Source organism: Marinobacter manganoxydans MnI7-9, from assembly GCF_000235625.1.
GTDB lineage: Bacteria > Pseudomonadota > Gammaproteobacteria > Pseudomonadales > Oleiphilaceae > Marinobacter > Marinobacter manganoxydans.
Genome location: NZ_AGTR01000053.1, coordinates 119,169 through 136,102, shown reverse-complemented (window position 1 = coordinate 136,102; position 16,934 = coordinate 119,169). Strand labels below are relative to the sequence as shown.

Annotated in this window: 19 protein-coding genes; 15 read left to right on the top strand and 4 right to left on the bottom strand. The window is 57.4% G+C overall.

Going from position 1 to position 16,934, the window contains the following annotated elements; translation table 11 throughout:
- Positions 1-4: 4 nt before the first annotated feature.
- The 15 genes from KYE_RS12710 (at position 5) to KYE_RS12640 (ending at position 13,866) form a co-directional block, all read left to right on the top strand.
- The gene (locus tag KYE_RS12710) at positions 5-2,806 is read left to right on the top strand and encodes a monovalent cation/H+ antiporter subunit A (RefSeq protein ID WP_008173981.1); all 2,802 of its coding nucleotides are present in this window, start codon (positions 5-7) and stop codon (positions 2,804-2,806) included.
- Complete coding sequence (locus KYE_RS12705) at positions 2,806-3,174, top strand: Na+/H+ antiporter subunit C (RefSeq protein WP_008173979.1); 369 nt, start codon at positions 2,806-2,808, stop codon at positions 3,172-3,174. Before KYE_RS12710 ends, KYE_RS12705 begins: the two co-directional genes overlap by 1 nt.
- The gene (locus KYE_RS12700) at positions 3,171-4,688 is read left to right on the top strand and encodes a monovalent cation/H+ antiporter subunit D (RefSeq protein WP_008173978.1); all 1,518 of its coding nucleotides are present in this window, start codon (positions 3,171-3,173) and stop codon (positions 4,686-4,688) included. The genes KYE_RS12705 and KYE_RS12700 overlap by 4 nt, the downstream gene beginning before the upstream one ends.
- Complete coding sequence (locus KYE_RS12695) at positions 4,688-5,176, top strand: Na+/H+ antiporter subunit E (RefSeq protein WP_008173975.1); 489 nt, start codon at positions 4,688-4,690, stop codon at positions 5,174-5,176. Before KYE_RS12700 ends, KYE_RS12695 begins: the two co-directional genes overlap by 1 nt.
- Positions 5,173-5,442 carry a K+/H+ antiporter subunit F gene (locus KYE_RS12690; protein ID WP_008173972.1) on the top strand — a complete coding sequence of 90 codons (270 nt, stop codon included), beginning with the start codon at positions 5,173-5,175 and terminating at the stop codon, positions 5,440-5,442. The genes KYE_RS12695 and KYE_RS12690 overlap by 4 nt, the downstream gene beginning before the upstream one ends.
- Before the next feature lie 15 nt (positions 5,443-5,457).
- Positions 5,458-5,790 (top strand): Na+/H+ antiporter subunit G, encoded by a 333-nt coding sequence (locus KYE_RS12685; protein WP_008173971.1) that lies wholly within the window; start codon positions 5,458-5,460, stop codon positions 5,788-5,790.
- 121 nt (positions 5,791-5,911) lie between these two features.
- A complete protein-coding gene (locus KYE_RS12680; protein WP_008173969.1) occupies positions 5,912-8,221 on the top strand; it encodes a putative monovalent cation/H+ antiporter subunit A in 2,310 nt (769 codons plus the stop codon).
- Positions 8,218-8,643 carry a Na+/H+ antiporter subunit B gene (locus KYE_RS12675; protein ID WP_008173968.1) on the top strand — a complete coding sequence of 142 codons (426 nt, stop codon included), beginning with the start codon at positions 8,218-8,220 and terminating at the stop codon, positions 8,641-8,643. Before KYE_RS12680 ends, KYE_RS12675 begins: the two co-directional genes overlap by 4 nt.
- Positions 8,644-8,691: 48 nt before the next feature.
- The gene (locus KYE_RS12670; protein WP_008173967.1) at positions 8,692-9,039 is read left to right on the top strand and encodes a Na+/H+ antiporter subunit C; all 348 of its coding nucleotides are present in this window, start codon (positions 8,692-8,694) and stop codon (positions 9,037-9,039) included.
- Complete coding sequence (locus tag KYE_RS12665) at positions 9,036-10,550, top strand: Na+/H+ antiporter subunit D (protein ID WP_008173965.1); 1,515 nt, start codon at positions 9,036-9,038, stop codon at positions 10,548-10,550. The genes KYE_RS12670 and KYE_RS12665 overlap by 4 nt, the downstream gene beginning before the upstream one ends.
- Positions 10,547-11,020 (top strand): Na+/H+ antiporter subunit E, encoded by a 474-nt coding sequence (locus KYE_RS12660; protein WP_008173963.1) that lies wholly within the window; start codon positions 10,547-10,549, stop codon positions 11,018-11,020. The genes KYE_RS12665 and KYE_RS12660 overlap by 4 nt, the downstream gene beginning before the upstream one ends.
- Before the next feature lie 9 nt (positions 11,021-11,029).
- Entirely contained in the window at positions 11,030-11,302 is a 273-nt protein-coding gene (locus KYE_RS12655) for a monovalent cation/H+ antiporter complex subunit F (RefSeq protein WP_008173960.1), read from the top strand.
- Entirely contained in the window at positions 11,295-11,705 is a 411-nt protein-coding gene (gene mnhG / locus KYE_RS12650; RefSeq protein WP_008173958.1) for a monovalent cation/H(+) antiporter subunit G, read from the top strand. Before KYE_RS12655 ends, mnhG begins: the two co-directional genes overlap by 8 nt.
- Positions 11,706-11,771: 66 nt before the next feature.
- Entirely contained in the window at positions 11,772-12,053 is a 282-nt protein-coding gene (locus KYE_RS12645) for a pyrimidine/purine nucleoside phosphorylase (protein ID WP_008173956.1), read from the top strand.
- A gap of 169 nt (positions 12,054-12,222) precedes the next feature.
- Entirely contained in the window at positions 12,223-13,866 is a 1,644-nt protein-coding gene (locus tag KYE_RS12640; protein ID WP_008173954.1) for a fatty acid--CoA ligase, read from the top strand.
- A gap of 53 nt (positions 13,867-13,919) precedes the next feature.
- Here KYE_RS12640 and KYE_RS12635 read toward each other — a convergent pair whose 3' ends face one another.
- The 4 genes from KYE_RS12635 to KYE_RS12620 form a co-directional block, all read right to left on the bottom strand.
- On the bottom strand, positions 13,920-15,173 hold the full coding sequence (locus KYE_RS12635) for a D-amino acid dehydrogenase (RefSeq protein WP_008173952.1): 1,254 nt from the start codon (positions 15,171-15,173) through the stop codon (positions 13,920-13,922).
- 143 nt (positions 15,174-15,316) lie between these two features.
- Positions 15,317-15,673 carry a translation initiation factor Sui1 gene (locus KYE_RS12630; RefSeq protein ID WP_008173950.1) on the bottom strand — a complete coding sequence of 119 codons (357 nt, stop codon included), beginning with the start codon at positions 15,671-15,673 and terminating at the stop codon, positions 15,317-15,319.
- 34 nt (positions 15,674-15,707) lie between these two features.
- Positions 15,708-16,235: a DUF4136 domain-containing protein gene (locus tag KYE_RS12625; RefSeq protein WP_176443056.1), complete on the bottom strand. Its 528-nt coding sequence runs from the start codon at positions 16,233-16,235 to the stop codon at positions 15,708-15,710.
- An 81-nt stretch (positions 16,236-16,316) separates the two neighbouring features.
- Positions 16,317-16,922 carry a YigZ family protein gene (locus tag KYE_RS12620; RefSeq protein WP_008173946.1) on the bottom strand — a complete coding sequence of 202 codons (606 nt, stop codon included), beginning with the start codon at positions 16,920-16,922 and terminating at the stop codon, positions 16,317-16,319.
- Positions 16,923-16,934 lie beyond the last annotated feature (12 nt).

Below are 16,934 nucleotides of genomic sequence, written 5' to 3'. Positions count from 1 at the left end.
TGCGATGTCGCTACCGCTGGTTGTTTTACTGCCTTTTCTGGGTGCTTTAGCCGCACCGCTGTTCGCCCAGGGCGGCAGAACGGCGATTGCCGTTGCATCTTCTGTACCCGCGTTGATCGCACTCGCTGCCCTTTTCCCCCATTGGGAAACCCTTGCTGACGGCGGCGTTGTGCTGCACAGCTACGAATGGCTCCCCGCGCTCGGCCTCTCCTTCAGTTTTCGTCTGGACGGGCTGTCCCTGCTGTTCGCTCTGCTGATCCTGATCATCGGGCTGCTGATCATTCTTTACGCCCGCTATTACCTGAAAGCCCATGAAAACGTCGGCAAGTTCTACGCCCTGCTGCTGTGCTTCAAGGGATCGATGCTCGGCATCGTGCTCTCAAGCAACCTCCTCCTGATGATGATTTTCTGGGAACTGACCAGCCTGACCTCGTTCCTGCTGATCAGTTTCTGGACCCATAAACAGGACGCCCGCCGTGGCGCCCGGATGGCACTCGCGGTAACCGGCGGCGGCGGCCTTGCACTGCTCGCCGGCATCCTGATCATCGGCAACATTGTTGGCAGCTTCGAGCTTGATGACGTGCTGGCAGCCGGAGACCAGATAAAGGCTCATGCCATGTATCCGGTCGCCCTGACCCTGGTTCTGCTGGGCGCGTTCACCAAATCGGCCCAGTTCCCGTTCCATTTCTGGCTGCCTCACGCCATGCAGGCACCGACACCGGTATCTGCCTACCTGCACTCGGCTACCATGGTCAAAGCCGGCATCTTTCTCATGGCCCGGCTGTATCCGGCCCTGGCAGGTACTGAACAGTGGTTCTACATGGTCAGCTTTACCGGCATGGCCACCATGCTGCTGGGCGCCTACACCGCCATGTTCAAGCACGATCTGAAAGGCCTGCTGGCCTATTCAACGGTGAGTCAACTGGGCCTTATTACCCTGCTGTTCGGCATGGGCACCCAGCTTGCGGCCGTTGCGGCGATTTTCCACGTGATCAACCACGCCACGTTCAAAGCCTCCCTGTTTATGGCCGCCGGTATCATCGACCATGAAACCGGCACCCGGGATATGCGCCGCATTAACGGGCTCTGGCGTTTCATGCCGCACACGGCCACCCTGGCCATGGTTGCTGCCGCATCGAACGCCGGGGTGCCGCTGCTGAACGGCTTTCTGAGCAAGGAAATGTTCTTCGCCGAATCACTGGCGCTGAACCTGCCGGGGCTCTGGGCCTGGCTGCCACCAATCGTGGCGACCCTGGCGGGCGTCTTCACGGTGGCTTACTCCGCACGTTTTATCCACGACGTTTTCTTCAACGGCAAGCCGGTTGATCTTCCGATCTACCCTCCACACGAGCCTCCCCGTTACATGAAGATCCCGGCGGAGATTCTCGTGTTTGCGCTCGTCATGATCGGCATCTTTCCGGCCATCTCGGTCGGCCCGCTGCTTTACATGGCGGCATCCGCCACATTTGGCGGCAATGTGCCGGATTACCAACTCGCGGCGTTCCACGGTTTCAACCTCCCGCTGATGATGAGTTTTTTCGCTTTTGCCGGCGGTTTGCTCATGTACAGCCAACGCCAGCGCTTTTTCGATTTTCACGCACGGTTCCGGGAAATCGATGAAAAGGCCGTATTCGAGAGCGTTGTTCTGCGGATTGTAGACTTTGCCAACAGCGTGACTTCACGGCTGGAGAACGGCTCGCTACAGCGCTACGCTCTGCTGCTGTTTGTCAGTGTGATCGCTGTTGCAGCAATGCCATTGCTTGATCTGGGGGTCTTTGTCGGTGAGAACGGCCTGAGCCCGGTGGATGCGCCAACGGCGATTGCGGCCGCTGTGCTGATACTCTGCGCTTTTGCAACGGCAGGACTGCACCGACAGCGTTTCTATGCACTGGTACTGTTGAGCGTTGTAGGACTGGTCGTAGCTTTGGCCTTCGCCCGCTTTTCGGCACCGGACCTGGCCATGACCCAGCTCTCTGTGGAGGTGGTGACGATTGTTCTGTTGATGCTGGCCATCTACTACATGCATCCCTGGACGCCAGTCGAAACACCTCTCAAACGTCGTCTCCGCGATGTGGCCATTGCGGCGGTCGCAGGTATTGGCATGACACTGGTGACGCTTGCCATGCTGACCCAGCCATTCAGCTCGATCTCCGAGTTCTTCCTGGAGAACAGCAAGCCGGGCGGAGGCGGCACTAACGTGGTCAACGTCATTCTCGTGGACTTCCGGGGCTTCGATACCCTGGGCGAGATCACGGTCCTGGCCATTGCCGCCCTGGGCATCTACGCCATGCTCAAAGACACCGTATTGACGCCACCGCCCAGCGATGGCGCCGGCCACGCATGGGCCCGGGATGCGCACCCGCTGATGTTGAGCCTGATTGCCCGGCCAATGTTACCGCTTGCCCTGATGGTGTCCGCATTCATTTTCCTGCGCGGCCACAACCTGCCGGGCGGCGGGTTTATCGCCGGTCTTATTACCTCGATTGCGCTGATTCTCCAATACATTGCCAGCGGCATGGAGTGGACAGAGGATCGAATCCGTCTGCGCTACCACAACGTCATCGGGCTGGGCCTGCTGTTCGCAACGGTTGCCGGGCTTGGCAGTTTCGCCTTCGGCTACCCGTTCCTCACATCCACCTTCGATTACATCACCTGGCCGGTGGTGGGCAAGTTCGAGGTTGCCTCGGCCCTGATCTTTGATCTCGGCGTCTACCTGGCAGTTATCGGTGCTACCCTTCTGTCGCTGGTGACTGTCGGCCGGTTGTCGCCCCATTCTGCGATTAAACCCAAACAGGAGAGTGCGTAATGGAGCTCGTTTTCGCACTGGTTATTGGCGCACTGACGTCGTCCGGCGTCTATCTGATTCTGCGTGCTCGGACCTTTCCGGTAGTGGTCGGCCTGACGCTTCTTTCTTATGGCGTCAACCTGTTTCTGTTCTCCAGTGGACGCCTGGCGACCGGTCAGCAGCCGATCATCGGCACTGCAGCCAGTTACTCTGACCCTCTACCACAAGCCCTTGTACTTACAGCCATTGTGATTGGCTTTGCAATGACTGCGTTTGTTGTAGTGCTCTCCCTGCGCAACCTGGCGGACAATGAGGACGATCATGTGGATGGGAAGCAGCCTTACAAATCACCCGCACCGGAGGAAGAATCGGAGGTTACCGGTAAATGAACCACTGGCTTACCGCTCCTGTTCTTATTCCCCTGCTCGGCGGCATTCTCCAGGCTTTTATGGGCTACGCGCCTATCCACCTGAGGCGGACGCTGGCGCTGGCCACAACGGTATTGATGCTAGTATCCGCCGTTGTGCTCCTCGTAATGGCAAACGATGGCAGTTATCGGATCTATGCATTCGGTAACTGGCAACCACCTTTCGGGATCGTGCTGGTGCTGGATCGACTGGCCGCCCTGATGCTGATAATGACTGCCATTCTGGCCCTTTTCTGCCACCTCTTCGCCATAGGCGGTGCCGATGAAGGAAACCGTCAGTTCCATGGCCTGTTCCTCTTCCAGCTCATGGGGCTAAACATTGCTTTCCTCACCGGCGACCTGTTCAACCTGTTTGTTGCTTTCGAGGTTCTGCTCATCGCCTCATATGGTCTGCTGATGCATGGCGGCGGGACAGTCAGAACCGTTCCGGGCCTGCACTATGTCGTGCTTAACCTGATCGGCTCTGCCGTGTTCCTGATCAGCGTCGGCATGATCTACAGCGTTACCGGCACTCTGAACATGGCAGATCTCGCGGTCAAGGTTCCGCAAATCTCCGGAGAAGGCCTGAACATCGTCAAGGCCGGAGGCATGATGTTACTGGTGGTCTTCGGCCTTAAAGCAGCCATTCTGCCCCTTTGCTTCTGGCTACCACGGGCCTACTCAAAAGCGACGGCGCCGGTTGCGGCATTGTTTGCGGTTATGACCAAAGTTGGCATCTACGCCATTTTACGGGTCTATCTGCTTATCTTCGGCGACGATGCAGGCGAGCTCGCCAATCTCGGCATGGACTGGCTGTTCCCGATCGCCCTGGCCACCCTGGCCATGGGCGTTATCGGCGCACTGGGCTCCGGCACTCTGAAGACCCTGGTCGCCTGGCAGGTCATCATTTCGGTGGGCACCTTGCTGGCGCCGATTGCACTTGGTTCTCAGGCCGGATTGTCTGCGGCGCTTTTCTACCTGCTAAGCACAACGTGGACGGTGGGCGGCCTGTTCCTTGTTTCTGAGCTGGTCGCTAACCAGCGCGGTTCGGCGAAAGACCGCATTGTTACAGCGCCTAAAATGCAGAGCCGCACCTTCCTCAGTGTCCTCTTCCTGGTGGGTGCCGTGGCAGCGGCCGGCCTGCCGCCCCTGAGCGGTTTCTTTGGCAAGGTGCTGATTTTGCAGTCTGTTGAATCGGGAACCGAGATGGCCTGGCTATGGTCAGTACTGCTGATCGGCAGCTTCCTGACCCTCATTGCCTACAGCCGCGCTGGTAGCATCGTGTTCTGGCGCACCGTGGATGGTCATCTGGAAAAACCGGATCCGCTCAATGGCCGAATTTCCGTGGCAGCGGGAGCACTCACTGCCATGGCCATTGTCATGGTAGTGCTGGCTGGCCCCATTATGAACTATACCGATGCAACTGCAGCGCAATTGCACAACAGCGACGCTTACATCGAAATCTTGCAAACACCCATGGTCAGGGAGGGCAGTTAATGCTCGATCGCCTCAGTTTTCCTCAGCCCTGGCTAAGTCTTACCTTGTTCGCCACCTGGCAGTTTCTGAGTGACGGCATAAGCGGGGGCAGTGTCGTCCTGGGCATTGTACTTGCCTGGGGCATACCCCAACTGACCCGGGGGTTCTGGCCCGACCGCCCCGCTGTAATCAGGGGCTGGCGGGCGCCAGCCTACGCGTTGCGGGTTCTCTGGGATATTATTGTTGCCAGTGTTGAAGTAGCAAAGCTCATACTCAGCCCGCGGCAGCCTCGCCCGATGTTCATCTGTTATCCTCTTGAGCTGGATCACCCACTCGCCATCAGCATACTGGTCAGCACTATTTCATTGACGCCCGGAACGGTCGGCGCCGATGTCAGTGACGACAACAAGCTGATTCTCATCCATTCACTGGACGCCGAGGATGAGCAGGAAGTCATCGACACGATTCGAGCCCGTTATGAGAGGCCACTGCTGGAGATGTTCCGATGATTCTTATTGCGCTCTACATCACCATCGCCATGGTCACGCTGGCAGCCTTACTGAACGTCTATCGCGTGATCAAGGGGCCGGATGCGCCCGATAGAGTGTTGGCACTCGATACTCTTTACGTCAATGCCATCGCACTTATCGTGCTGCTTGGTATAACGCTACAAACACGGATGTACCTCGAGTCCGCCCTGCTCATTGCGGTGATGGGATTCGTCGGAACCGTTGCAATGGCAAAATACCTCAAGCGCGGCAGCGTTATTGAGTAACCCGGAGAAAACCTGATGAGCACCTTCGCCGAATATGCCGTTTCCGCTTTGCTGCTTGTAGGCGGCGCCTTTACCCTGATCGGAGCGATTGGCCTGGCCCGCCTGCCGGATTTTTACACCCGCCTGCATGGCCCGACCAAGGCAACCACGGTCGGCGTGGGCGCCATTGTTGTCAGCTCGGTGATTTATTTCAGTACCCTCGGCAGGGGCATCGGCATTGAAGAGGTTCTGATCACAGCCTTTCTGTTCATGACGGCACCCGTCAGCGCTAATTTCCTGGCCAAAGCCGCCATGCACCTGGAGGTCAAAACCACAGAAAACACCCGCGGCCAGACCTGGGATCAATAAAAGGTTCAACCCAAAGAGTTGTTGAGTCGATTGCCGCTTAACAGCGTATGATCCAAGTGCAAAGGCCGGAATCTGATAACTGCATAACGCTAAGAACTGGGTTCTAACGGAGCACCCTTAAATGATGTTACTGGCTGTACTATCGGGTTTTTTAATGGCATTTGCCGTGCCGGCGCTCCGCCGCTTCGCCGGCCAACACATTGGATGGCTTCTGGCGCTTCTTCCGGCATCGCTTACCGTATACTTTGCCAGCCTTGTTCCCTCAATCAGCCGTGGTGAAATCCTTCTGATTGAGAACCAGTGGATGCCGGGCCTCGGCATAACCCTCGATTTCATGGTAGACGGCCTGTCTCTGGTTTTTGCCCTTCTAATCAGTGGCATCGGTACATTCATCCTGATTTATGCCGGCTCCTATCTGAAAGGCCACAAAGATCTGGGACGATTCTACGTCATCATGCTGTCGTTCATGGCGTCGATGCTGGGGCTGGTTTTATCCGATAACCTCATCGCGTTTTTCGTTTTCTGGGAGTTAACCAGCATCACCTCCTACATGCTGATTGGCTTCAACCACGAGGACGAGGAAGCGCGCAAGTGTGCACTTCAGGGGCTTTTCGTTACCGCCGGGGGCGGGCTCGTCCTGATGGCAGGTTTGATATTGCTCGGCTTCATTACCGGAAGTTACTCGTTTACTGAAATACTTGCTTCCGATCTGCAAATTCAAGAACACGCCTTTTACACCGCAGCGACGATTTGCATTCTCATCGGCGCTTTCACGAAATCAGCTCAAGTGCCTTTCCATTTCTGGTTGCCCAATGCCATGGCGGCCCCTACGCCGGTTTCTGCTTACCTACACTCGGCAACGATGGTCAAAGCGGGCGTTTATCTGTTGGCCCGTCTCAATCCATCCTTGGGCGGAGATGCGCTTTGGAGTGGCTCACTGATGCTTTTCGGTGCTGCAACTATGCTGACCGGTGCTTATCTGGCGTTCAGCAGCACTGGTATCAAAAAGGTACTGGCCTACTCCACGGTCATGGCCCTGGGTACCCTGACCATGCTGATCGGGGTCGGTACAGAGCTGGCTATCACCGCTTTCATCTGTTTCCTCCTTGCCCATTCCCTTTACAAGGGCGCCTTGTTCATGCTCGCCGGTGCACTGGACCATGAGACCGGCACCAAGGACATCACAAAAATGGGAGGTCTCAGGCAAAGCATGCCTCTTACCGCGGCAATCACCTGCCTGGCCGCGCTCTCGCTGGCAGGCTTGCCGCCCCTGTTTGGTTTCGTTGCCAAGGAACTAATGCTCGAATCACTGCTCAAGGCTCCGGCGTGGTCCTTGGGCCTCCTGGTGGTGGCCGTCGCGTCTGCCATGTTGGTGGTTGCGGTCGCAGGGCTGGTTGCCATCAAGCCGTTTTTTGGCGAAGTACTCAAGACCCCGAAGCAGCCCCACGAGGCGCCTTTTGCCATGCTGATTGGCCCCGCCGTGCTGTCGCTCCTGGCATTGATTTTTGGCGTGGTTCCCTTTGTACCAGCTGGCATCCTGCTGGACGCCGCGATTTCGTCAGTTCATGGCGCAGCGGTTGAGACCGCCCTCGCCTTGTGGCACGGGGTGAACGTACCGCTGATTCTTTCAGTGGTCAGTCTGCTGATCGGTTCGCTGCTGCTCTACAAGTGGCAGCGCCTGCAACCCAATCTCTGCGCCCTTAACACCGCCGGCAGCCGCTTTGGTCCGGAGGCTGGCTATTTTCGGTTCATGCTGGGCATCACCCAGGTGGCCGACTGGCAAACCCGGCTTCTGCAGAACGGCGTCCTCGGGATTTACCTGCTGATTCTTGTGCTGGTGACCTTCGGTCTGACCGGCTACACCTTGCTCACGCGTCACGGCTTCGAACTGAGTTTTGATTTCAGCGACGGCTATTTCTATGAATTCGGTATTGCTCTGTTGCTGGTGGTTTCCACGCTCTTCGCCTGCGCCACCAGGTCCCGCCTGGGTTCAGTTGCCTCCGTTGGGGTCACTGGCTTTGGCGTCGCCCTCATCTTCATCCACTTCAGCGCCCCGGACCTGGGTATTACCCAGCTGCTGGTGGAGACCCTGACCGTAATTCTTCTGGTGTTGGTGCTCTTCAAACTGCCGCCTTTCGTCAACCTTTCGTCCCCATTGGAACGCTATCGGGACCTGGCGGTGGCCGTTTTCGCGGGCATAGTGATGACCCTGCTGATTCTGGCTGCAATGGATATACAGTTCTTTGAAAGCATTTCCAGCTACTACATCGAAAACAGCTCGGAACTGGCCTTCGGCAAAAACATTGTGAACGTGATCCTGGTTGACTTCCGACAGCTCGATACACTGGGTGAAATCTTCGTGCTTGGCCTGGCTGCCATCGGCGTCTTTTCCATGATCAAATTTAGGGCGGAGGACCAGCACAGACCATGAGATCCAGCTCCCTGATTCTGAACACAGCCGCCCTGGCTATTGTCCCGCTTCAGTTGATGTTTTCGGTGTTTTTGCTGCTGCGCGGCCATGACGAGCCCGGCGGCGGATTCATCGGTGGGCTGGTTGCGGCCAGCGCCTTCGTGCTCTATGCCTTCGCCTTCGGCGCCCGGTCAACTCTTCGACTGCTGCGCGTCAGTCCCCGAGATATCCTCGCCGCCGGGCTGCTATTTGCCTTGGCGTCCACTATTCCCGCTCTGCTGTCGGGCCAACCACTGCTAACGGCCCACTGGTGGCAGTTTCCCCTACCCGGAGAGAGCTACCTGAAGCTGTCAACGGTGCTGATCTTCGACATTGGCGTGTACCTCGCGGTTTTGGGCACGCTGATGACCTTTGTAATCAGTCTGATGGAGGTCAGAGAATGAGCCTAATCATCTTTCATGTCTGTCCATTGATCCCGGGGAGGCTCTGAGATGGCAACCTTGATGGCCTATGTGATTGGATTGCTGTTCACAGCCAGCATCTACATGATGCTCCGACGGTCCATCGTCAAACTGGTGATTGGTCTGATCATCCTTAGCAACGCAGCCAACCTTCTGATCTTCGTGGTCGCCGGCCTTACCCGCGGCGCTCCGCCGCTGATTGCCGAGGGCGCACAGCAAATCACCGGGACAGTCGCTGACCCATTGCCTCAGGCGCTCATCCTGACCGCCATCGTGATCGCCTTCAGTGTTCTCGCTTTTGCCGTGGTTCTGATACGGCGCGCATACGAGGTGGTTGGCACCGATGACCTGGACCAGATGAAGGATACTGATACTTGAACCTGGCACCTGTTCTCCCGATCCTTATTCCATTGGTCGCCGGCGCGCTGTCACTGGCATGCTGGCGTTCCATCCGGCTCCAGCGGCTGATTGGCGTAGTAGCCACCGGCCTGCTGCTGGCAGCAAGTATCTGGCTGTTGCTGCTCACAGTGGACCAAGGCTTCCTGGTGGTAGAAATGGGCAGTTGGCCCGCACCGTTCAGCATTGTGTTCGTGGCCGACGTACTCAGCGCCATCATGATCGTACTGACCGGTATTATCGGCCTGGCTATTGCCATCTACTCCCTGGCGTCCATTCCCAACGGGCACCAGAGGTTCGGCTACTTTCCCCTGATGCACTTGCTCCTGGCCGGTGTCGGTGGCGCCTTCCTCACCGGCGACATCTTCAATCTGTTCGTCTGGTTCGAGGTAATGCTGCTGGCGTCGTTCGCCCTGCTGACCCTCGGGGGCGAGCGGGCGCAGATGGAAGGTGCCATCAAATATGTCACCCTTAACCTGTTCTCATCGGCCATGTTCCTGTCCGCAGTGGGCCTGCTCTATGGCATGGTGGGCACCCTGAACATGGCCGATATCGCCCAGAAGGTGAGCAGCGTCGACGACCCGGGCATGGTGACCGTGGTCTCGATGATGTTCATGATTTCCTTTGGTATCAAAGCTGCGGCGTTTCCACTTTTTTTCTGGCTCCCAGCGTCCTACCACACGCCCCAGGTGGCCGTCTCCGCCCTGTTTGCCGGACTATTGACCAAGGTGGGCGTATATGCGCTCTACCGGGTGTTTACGCTGATATTTACCCAGGATGTCGGCTATACCCATACGATACTGCTCTGGGGAGCCACGCTGACCATGCTCACCGGGGTTCTGGGAGCGGCCGCGCAGTTCGAATTCCGGCGCATACTATCCTTCCACATCATCAGCCAGATCGGCTACATGATCCTGGGGCTCGCCCTGTTTACACCCCTCGCCCTCATCGGCGGAGTGTTCTATATCATGCACCACATCATTGTTAAGACGAACCTGTTCCTGGTCAGCGGCATTACCTACCGCCTACTGGGCAGCTACGAGCTTAAAGACCTCGGCGGTGTCTACCGCCAGCGCCCCTATCTGGCGTTGCTGTTCCTGATTCCTGCCCTGTCGCTGGCGGGCATTCCGCCACTGTCCGGCTTCTTCGCCAAGTTCATCGTCGTCCGAGCGAGTCTTGAGGCAAGCGAGTATCTGGTTGCGGGGATTGCGCTCCTCGTTGGCTTGCTAACACTGTATTCGATGATCAAGATCTGGGCGGAAGTGTTCTGGAAGAAGCTGCCGGAGCACGTCACCGATGACAGCGCGCTCAAAGGCGAGATGAAGGAGCCGAGAAGCTGGGCCCTGTACCTGCCGGTCGCAGGCCTTGCAGTGTGTACGTTGATTATTGGTTTATATGGCCAGCCGATTTACGTTCTGGCGGAAACGGCGGCGGACCAGCTGATGAATCCACAGCTTTATATTGAAGCAGTGCTTGGAGGGCAGTCACAGTGATTGGTCTGTTCTGGAATTTGCTGCTGGCGCTGGCATGGGTCACCCTCACCGGCAGCGTGACGGCCATGAACCTGTTGGCCGGCCTACTGTTTGGCTACGCTGCACTGATGGTGCTGCAAAAGCAGGTGCCGGCACTGAAAGGCTATTCCCGGAGAATCCCCCGCCTTGCGGCTTTTCTCGTTTTCTTTCTCAAGGAGCTGGTCAAGTCCAATCTTAAGGTGGCCTACGACGTGGCCACACCAGTGTGGCACATGAGGCCAGGCGTGATTGCGTTTCCTCTGAACGCGGAAACCGACATGGAGATCCTGTTTGTCAGCAGCGTGATTTCACTAACACCTGGCACGCTCAGCCTGGATGTCTCCGACGACCGAAAGGTACTGTTCATACACACCATGTTCCTGCACGATGAAGAGCAACTGAGAGATGATCTCAGGGAGCTGGAGCGCCGTGTGCTGAAGGTCATGCGCTAGGGGGTTGCAATGCTTTCCGTATCAATAAACGTTGTCTATTTCATGCTGTCTCTCGCGCTTTTGTTCGCGTTTATTCGCCTGACCCGAGGGCCTTCGTTGCCGGACCGTGTGGTAGCGCTGGAGCTGATCACCTCAATTGTGGTTGGCTACGTGGGCGTTCATGCGATAGAAACAGGCGTCGCCAGCCTTCTGGACGTGGCCATTGTGATTGCGCTGACAGCCTTTCTGGCGGCTATTGGTTTCGCCCGGTTTGTCGAACGTGGAGGGGTTAAGGATGAGTGAGCTGCTGGTTTCCTTCCTGTTGATCCTGGGCGCTGCGTTCATGGTTCTGGCCTCCATCGGGGTCCTGAGGCTACCGGACCTGCCCACCCGCATGCACGCCACCACCAAAGCCGGTGCGCTGGGCGCCATGCTGATCATGGCTAGCGCGGCGTTCCACTTCGGCGACAGTACCGTGGCGGCCAGGGCAATTGCCATTGTGGTCTTCATTTTCCTGACAGCGCCGATTGCCGCCCACGTGATAGGGCGTGCCGGGTACTTTACCGGCATTGAGCTTTGGGAAGGCACGGTCAAGGATGAGCTTAGGGAGCGCTACGATACTCACCTGCACACGTTGGAAAGCGGTCTTGAGAATCAGGACAAACCGGACGGGTCAAGCAAGGAGTCAGATCGAATCGATTCGTGATTTGTCATTGGAAGTGCATGAAATTCCCGTATAGTAGCCTCCCCATCAATTAACGGAGCTCAGCCAATGCTGAAAGTGAACGAATATTTCGACGGCAAGGCAAAATCCATCTCCTTCCAGACCTCGACTCTGCCAGCCACCGTTGGTGTGATCAGCCCGGGCGAGTACGAGTTCGGTACCAGCAAGAAAGAAACCATGACCGTCATCAGCGGAGCCCTCACTGTGCTGCTCCCAGGCATGGAAGAGTGGATGACCTACGGTGCCGGCGAGAGTTTTGATGTAGCGGGCCAGGCCAGCTTCAAGGCAAAGACCGACATCGACACGGCTTACCTCTGCACCTACGAGTAATATCCCCGCCCCTGACGGGCGCGTCCGCAGAGCGAAACGGACTTCGCACCTAAGCCACCGTTCGCTCTGCATTTTTTCACTATTACCGGTTCCTGTTTCAGCCAAACTGTGTCAGATTTATCCCTGTTTCTCGCGATAACACCAACAACTGGGAAAGAGGACACACGTAATGGCACAGACACGCATTCTACCCCCGGCTGAAAACGCCTATGAGTACCCGCTGCTGATCAAACGACTCCTGCTCTCGGGCCCCAGGTACAATCCAGACCAGGAAATTGTCTACTCCAACCGCAGCAAGTACACCTATACGGATCTCGTCGAACGCATTCACCGCCTGGCAAACGCATTGACCGATGCCGGCGTGAAACCGGGCGATACCGTTGCGGTCATGGACTGGGATACCCCCCGGTACCTGGAGTGCTTCTTTGCCATTCCGATGATTGGCGCCATTCTGCACACCGTCAACATCCGGTTGTCGCCGGACCAGATCGTTTACACCATGAACCACGCCGAAGACGATGTGGTTCTGGTTCACGACGACTTCCTCCCGATCATTGAGGCGGTCAAAGACGAGATCAAAACGGTCAAGACCTGGATTCAGCTCACCGACAGCAATACCGCACAACAGGCACCTGTTGAGGCTGTCGGGGAGTATGAGGACCTTCTCGCCAGGGCCAATGACAAGTTCGACTTCCCCGATTTCGACGAAAACAGTGTAGCGACCACCTTCTACACCACGGGCACAACCGGCAATCCCAAAGGCGTCTACTTTAGCCACCGCCAGCTGGTGCTGCACACGCTGGCCATGACGGGCACCGTTGCGTCATTCGACGAGATGCCGCTGATGCGTTCCTCGTCGGTCTACATGCCAGTGACGCCCATGTTCCATGTGCATGCCTGGGGCGTGCCCTATGCCGCCACCATGATGGGCATCAAGCAAGTATATCCGGGCCGCTATGAGCCGGAGCTGCTGGTGGATCTGCTCAAGGAACACAAAGTGACTTTCTCTCACTGCGTGCCCACCATCATGCAGATGATGATGGCCACCGAATCCATCAAGACGGCTGATCTGAGCAACTGGCACGTCTTGATTGGCGGCAGCGCGCTTACCAAAGGGCTTTGCGACGCCGGGGCCAAGCTCGGCATCAAACTTTACACCGCCTACGGCATGTCTGAGACCTGTCCGCTGCTCTGCGCGTCGCACCTGAAACCCGAAGACCTGGAACTGCCTCTTGAGCAGCAAACTGCGATCCGGGTGAAGACCGGTATTGCGACGCCCATGGTTGAGCTGGAAATTGTGGACCCCGAAGGCAATCCGGTCCCCCATGATGGCGAGGCCAAGGGAGAGATCGTGGCCCGCGCGCCATGGCTGACCCAGGGTTACTTCAAGGAGCCCGAGAAAGGCGAACAGCTCTGGGAAGGTGGCTGGCTACACACCGGCGACGTAGCTTCCATGGAGCCGGACAACACCATCACCATCAAGGATCGCATCAAGGACGTGATCAAGACCGGTGGTGAGTGGCTGTCTTCACTGGATCTGGAAAACCTGATCAGCCAGCATTCCGCTGTCGCCGGTGCTGCGGTCGTTGGCGTGCCCGATGAGAAATGGGGCGAACGCCCGCATGCTCTGGTCACCCTGAAGCCGGGCGAGCAAGCCAGTGCCGAGGATATCCAGAACCATCTGAAGCAGTTTGTGGAAAGCGGCGAGATCAATAAATGGGCGATCCCGGAGCATATTGATTTCGTGGAAGATATTCCGAAGACCAGTGTTGGCAAGATCAACAAGAAACTGATTCGGGATCAGTTGCAGTAATCAGTGAGGCGTTTGGGAAGGGGCCAGATGACACACCTCATCTGGCCCCTTTTTTATAGCCCGGAAAACGTAAAATCCACTTCAGGCTTGCGGCCGTCAATAATGTCCGCAAGGGCCGCGGCGGAACCACAGGAATGGGTCCATCCAAGGGTGCCGTGTCCGGTATTCAGGTAGAGGTTGGCGAAGTGGCTTTTTCCGATGTACGGCACGTTGGAAGGCGTCGCAGGCCGTAAGCCGGTCCAGAACTCCGCCTGATCCCAGTAACCTGCTTCGGGCATGACTTCCGCTGTGCGGCGCACGATAGCGCGGCAGCGGGTATAGTTCAGTTTCCGGCTGTAGCCGTTCAGTTCGGCCGTGCCCGCCACGCGCATGCGATCACCCAGGCGGGAATAAACCAGCTTGTACTCGTCGTCAGTGAGGCTGACATTGAACGCCGCCTCCTCGTTCTTCACCGGTACCGTAATCGAATAGCCTTTGGCCGGATAGATGTTGAGGAAAATACCGAGCTGACTGGCGAGCGCCGCACTGAAGCTGCCCATGCTCAGCACGTAGGCATCCGCGCGCAGCGTCTCATGATGGCCGTCCCGGAGCGTCTGGATACCGAGTACCCGCTCGCCGGCGCGTTCGAAGCCCAGGATTTCAGTGCCGTACCGGAACTCTACGCCGGCCTCCGCGCAGCGTTTTGCAAGGTTCTGGGTAAACATCCGGGCATCACCGGATTCGTCTTCCGAGGTGTAGGTTGCCCCGGCAATCCGGTTGCGGATCGGCTTGAGTGCCGGCTCCAACTCTACCGCCCGGTCTGCATCGATAATCTGACGGTCACACCCCAGATCCTGCATGATCCGGGTCGGCTCCATGGCACCATCAAACTCCGCAGGATTGGTGTAGAAGTGCAGGATACCCTTCTCGAGATGGTTGTACTCGATGCCCGCTTCGTTACGCAGAGCCTGCAACTGGCTGCGGCTGTAGGTGCCGAGATTCACCATCTGGCGGATGTTGTGGGCAGCCCGGGCCGAGGTGCACTGTCCCAGAAAAGAGAGCGCCCAGCGCCACTGGGCGGGATCCAGTCTTGGCCGGAACAGCAGGGGCGCGTCGGGCTGGAACAGCCATTTCATGACTTTCAGAGGGGCGGACGGGTTGGCCCACGGCTCCGCATGGGAAACGGAGATCTGACCGCCGTTGGCATAACTGGTTTCCAGGCCGGCCTGGTTCTGGCGATCAACCACAGTTACCTGGTGCCCCTGCTTCTGCAGATACCAGGCCGTGGTAGTACCCACAACGCCTGCGCCCAAAACCAGTATATGCATGCTTGCCTCCGGTCGAACAGAATCCGCCATCCAACGGCATAATTGCAGGGATTTCTGGGCAGATTCCGGTTGGTATGAAACTCGGGATTTGTTAACGCGGGCTCTATTGTAACGTGAGCGTGGGGGATTTGCGTGTTATACCATCAGCCACCGGCGCGCTTAACCGTCCACCCCTTCTGCTCAAGCAGCGGAACCAGAAGATCCCGCTGGTCGCCCTGGATTTCGACCACACCATCTTTTACCGTGCCACCGGTGCCGCATTTGGCTTTCAACACCTTGGCATAGGCTTTCAGTTCTTTGTCGTCCAGTGGAATGCCGGTAATCAGGGTGACACCCTTACCCTTGCGACCCTTGGTCTCCCGGCTCACTCTGACAATGCCATCCCCGGCAGGCCGTGATGATGTAACGCAGGTACATTCATTCACGGGGTTACGGCAATCCGGGCACATACGCCCCTGCTCGGTCGAAAAAACCAGACCGCCCTCAGATCGCTTCTTCATTCTGTCTCCGTGCTATTCCTGTCTTGTAACGCCTTCAATCGAGACCAGGAGGATACTTGGTAAACATTTCGGCCACGACCTCGTCGATCAGTTCTCTTCGGGTCTCGGGTGACTGGTTTTCATTGAGATAGCGCCGACTGGCGGCGCGCCAGACAACTTCTTTCGACTTGCTGTCTGCCAGCTCTACAACCAGCTTTCCCTCTTCAATTTCACGTACGGGTGGCGGCGCAGACAGGGCCCAGCCGAAATTCCCGCTACCAAAACCAAATCCGAGTCCCAGCCCCGTCTGCTCAAGACGCTCCTCGGGCACGATCTGCCAGCTCACCAGCAAGTCGGCCTCTGCTTCAGGGACCTGTTTCAGCGCTTTGCGATTCAACTCTCGCTCAACGGCACTGCGCACCCGAGTGCCGTCGAGTGAGGTAAAGGAAGACGAATCGGTGCCACCGGCAAACGCCCAGGAGGCATAATTACCGAAAACCACGGAAGAGTTGTAGTCGGTCACCACGTTGCTGGCACAACCGGTCATGGCCAGTGCAACAACCGCTAACATCAGAAAACGCATCATGATTCCTGTCCTCGATTGAGACTCAGATTTACGAACAGTATACGCCTCGCAGACGCACAACGATGCCCCCGGGATCCGTCACCTTTCTAAACTGTAATCCAGTTTATGGGCATCGCAGAAGGCTCCGAATGCCTCGACCTGATCCTCGGGGACCAGAACACCAGCCCGTACCGAGGCCCCGTAATCCACCGATTCCACCGATGCCCCGTTCATCTCACACCAGTGCCGCAGCGGTTGCTCGTCAGCAAATGACAGGAGCACCAGCACGTCCACCATGGGCTTCTGGACCACCCGATCAACAGCCGACAGCACGCTCTCTGCAGCTCCGGCATAGGCTCGCACCAGGCCACCTGCGCCCAGTTTGATGCCACCAAAGTACCGGACCACCATCACCAGCACATCCCCCATATCCTTGTGCTGAATCACGTTGAGAATCGGCTTTCCGGCCGTTCCGGACGGTTCACCATCATCGTTCATACCAGCTTCGGCGGCAGAACCGGGACGCCCGATCTGGTAGGCCCAGCAGATATGCCGGGCGTCCGGGTGGTCCTGGTGGGCCTGTTCCAGCCAGTCCTTCACCTCCTCCCGCGAACTCACCGGGGCTACCCGGGCAATGAACCGGCTTTTCTTCACTTCCGTTTCACGCTCAAGGTATCCTGCCGGAACGGGGTAATCTTTTTTCATGGACAACGACCT